4 protein-coding genes are annotated in these 3,325 nt (G+C 68.8%); all 4 read left to right on the plus strand.

What is annotated here, in order from left to right; all coding sequences use genetic code 11:
• Nucleotides 1-1,371: PQQ-dependent dehydrogenase, methanol/ethanol family (locus I53_RS19920; protein ID WP_043353908.1), on the plus strand; the 1,371-nt coding region annotated here is incomplete at its 5' end.
• Between the two features lie 175 nt (nucleotides 1,372-1,546).
• A complete protein-coding gene (locus I53_RS19925) occupies nucleotides 1,547-2,206 on the plus strand; it encodes a response regulator transcription factor (protein ID WP_043353911.1) in 660 nt (219 codons plus the stop codon).
• Between the two features lie 391 nt (nucleotides 2,207-2,597).
• Nucleotides 2,598-3,089, plus strand: coding sequence for a MarR family winged helix-turn-helix transcriptional regulator (locus tag I53_RS19930; RefSeq protein WP_081948821.1), 492 nt, complete (start codon nucleotides 2,598-2,600; stop codon nucleotides 3,087-3,089).
• Nucleotides 3,086-3,325 (plus strand): FUSC family protein (locus tag I53_RS19935; RefSeq protein WP_043353912.1); only part of this gene is annotated, 240 nt, incomplete at its 3' end. The genes I53_RS19930 and I53_RS19935, both read left to right, overlap by 4 nt.

The raw sequence follows: 3,325 nt of genomic DNA on the forward strand, positions 1-3,325 counted from the left end.
GTGGTGAACCGCGGCGCCGCCCTCTACAAGGACAACGTCTATTTCGGCACGCTCGACGCCAAGCTCGTCGCCCTGAACACCAAGACCGGCAAGGTCGTCTGGCGCAAGGACATCGACGACTTCAAGGCCGGCTACAGCTACACGGCCGCCCCGATCATCGTGAAGGGCAAGATCATCACCGGCGTGTCGGGCGGCGAGTTCGGCGTGATCGGGCGGATCGAGGCCCGCGACGCCGAGACCGGCGAGGTGGTCTGGAAGCGCCCCGTGATCGAGGGCCACATGGGCGAGCTCAACGGCAAGCCCTCGACCATGACCGGCAAGGTCAACGAGAGCTGGCCGGGCGACATGTGGAAGTTCGGCGGCGGCGCCACCTGGCTCGGCGGCACCTACGACCCCGAGACCAACCTGATCTACTTCGGCACCGGCAACCCGGGTCCGTGGAACTCCTGGCTGCGGCCGGGCGACAACAAGTGGACCTCCTCGCGCCTCGCCCTCAACCCCGACAACGGCGAGATCGTCTGGGGCTTCCAGACCACCCCGCACGACGGCTGGGACTTCGACGGCGTCAACGAGTTCGTGCCGTTCGACCTGAACAAGGGCGGCAAGACCATCAAGGCCGGCGCCACCGCCGACCGCAACGGCTTCTTCTACGTCCTCGACCGCACCAACGGGAAGTTCATCTCGGCGACGCCGTTCGTCGAGAAGATCAACTGGGCCAAGGGCATCGATGAGAACGGCCGCCCGATCTACAACGAGGAGAACCGGCCCGGCGACCCGAGCAAGGCCCAGGGCGACGACAAGAAGGGCAAGTCGGTCTTCGCGGTGCCGAGCTTCCTCGGCGGCAAGAACTGGATGCCGATCGGCTACAGCCCCGACACCAAGCTGTTCTACGTGCCGTCCAACGAGTGGGGCATGGATATCTGGAACGAGCCGGTGAACTACAAGAAGGGCGCCGCCTATCTCGGCGCCGGCTTCACCATCAAGCCGGTCTTCGACGACCATATCGGCTCGCTCAAGGCGATCGACCCGGCCTCCGGCAAGGTCGTCTGGGAGTACAAGAACAAGGCCCCGCTCTGGGCCGGCGTGCTCACCACCGCGGGCAACCTCGTCTTCACCGGTACCCCGGAGGGCTTCCTGAAGGCCTTCGACGCCAAGACCGGCGAGGAGGTGTGGAAGTTCCAGGTCGGCACCGGCGTGGTCTCCTCGCCGATCACCTGGGAGCAGGACGGCGAGCAGTGGGTCGGCGTCGCGGCCGGCTGGGGCGGCGCGGTGCCGCTCTGGGGCGGCGAGGTCGCCAAGTCCACCGCCGGCATCAACCAGGGCGGCAGCTTCTGGGCGTTCAAGCTGCCGAAGACGGTGGCGGCGCGCTGACGGCGCGCAACCGAAAGCGTGTCGGCCTTCCCGGGCCGGCACGCCTGGGCCTCGGGGCGCGGCGTTCGTCTCAACACCCGCTTGCGCCCCGGGGCCGCATCGATCACCCTTCGGACCTCCCGCCCGCGGGTTCGGCGGATCCTGTGAGGATCTCGAGCGAAGGACCGAGGTCTGCGTGAATCTCCTCATCGTCGACGACCACCCGCTGTTCCGCGACGCCCTGGCGGCCACGATCCGCCTCGCGCATCCGGACGCGGTCCTTCACGAGGCGGACGGGATCGAGGCGGCCTGCGCGGTGCTCGCCGCGAATCGCAGCATCGACCTGACACTCCTCGACCTCTCCATGCGGGGCGTGACCGGCTTCGACGGGTTGATCACCATCCGGGCGAGCTTTCCGCGGATCCCGATCCTGATCGTCTCCGGCCACGAGGATCCGCGCATCGTGCGCGAGGCGCTGCAGCACGGCGCGGCGGGCTTCGTCCCGAAGGCCATGGACAAGGCGACGCTCACCCGGGCGATCACCGAGGTGATGCGCGGGGCGCTGTTCCTGCCGCCGGGTCTCGCCGAGGCCACAACGCCCGCACCACGGAGCAAGAAGGCGCCGCTCCCCGAGCGCCTCGCCCGGCTGACACCGCAGCAATTGCGGGTGCTGATGATGATCCGGCAGGGCAAGCTCAACAAGCAGATCGCTCACGAACTGCAGGTCGGTGACTCGACCGTGAAGGCGCACGTCTCGGAAATCCTGCGCAAGCTCGAGGTCATCAGCCGGACGCAGATCGTGATCGATACGGCGTCGCTGGACTTCGACCAGATCCACAACACGCATCCGGCCTGACGGCGCGGCTGCGAGACCGCGACGCCCTTGATCGGCGCCCCCCGCTCCACCTCATCCTGAGGTGCCGGAGCGCAACGGAGGCCTCGAAGGCGGGCTCCAGCCAGCCGCGCGATCCCCGAAGCCCGCCTTCGAGCCCCGCTGACGCGGGCACCTCAGGATGAAGGGGCGGGATGGACTGGCCCGCTCACCGTTCCGCACACGTGCGTGCCGGACCCTGAGCTGCATTCCGCTGACGCTGCACACTCTCGCGACGAGGGACGTGCCCATTCGTCGCCCGCAACCCTGACCGACCACGATGTCACCCTGTCCAAATCGATATGATGCTATCTATCAGTATGTGAACTGATTGATCCGGCGTCTTCGCCGGGTCCTCGCGGCGGGGGATCAGACCGTGACCGACATCGACGATCCCAGGACGCGCGAGCGGCTGCAGCAGGCCATCACGCACGCGTTGCTGACGACGGGACGCCACTGGCGGCGCGCCGCCAACAATGTCGCGGAGGCGCATGGCCTGTCCGACGCCACCGCGCACCCGCTGATCATCATCGGTCGGATGGAAGAGGAACCGCGCCAGAACGTCCTGGCGGAGGCCGTCGGCATCGAAGGCCCCTCGCTGGTCCGCCTCCTCGACCAGCTCGCCGTCGCCGGGCTGGTGGTCCGCCGCGAGGATCCCTCCGACCGCCGCGCCAAGGTGCTGGGTCTGACCCCGCGCGGACGGCAGGTCTTCGAGGAGATCGAGGCGGCGCTCTCGACCCTGCGCGCGCGGGTCTTCGCTGAGGTCGACGACGCCGATCTCGAAGCGAGCCTGCGGGTCTTCGCGGCGCTCCAGCGCTACGGGCGGGAGGCCGCCGCGGCCGCCCCCGAGCTGGAGCCGGCGTCGTGACCCTTCCCGGATGGCGCGACTGGGCGTTCGCGCTGAAGACCTACGCGGCGGCGATGCTCGCCCTGTTCCTCGCGCTCTGGATCGACCTGCCGCGGCCCTACTGGGCGGTGGGCACCGTCTACATCACCAGCCAGGTCCTCTCGGGCGCGACGCGCGCGAAGGCCGTCTACCGCGTCGGCGGCACGGTGCTCGGCGCGGCGGTGAGCGTCGTGCTGGTGCCGAACCTCGTCAACGAG

The organism is Methylobacterium sp. B1, assembly GCF_000333255.1.
GTDB lineage: Bacteria > Pseudomonadota > Alphaproteobacteria > Rhizobiales > Beijerinckiaceae > Methylobacterium > Methylobacterium fujisawaense.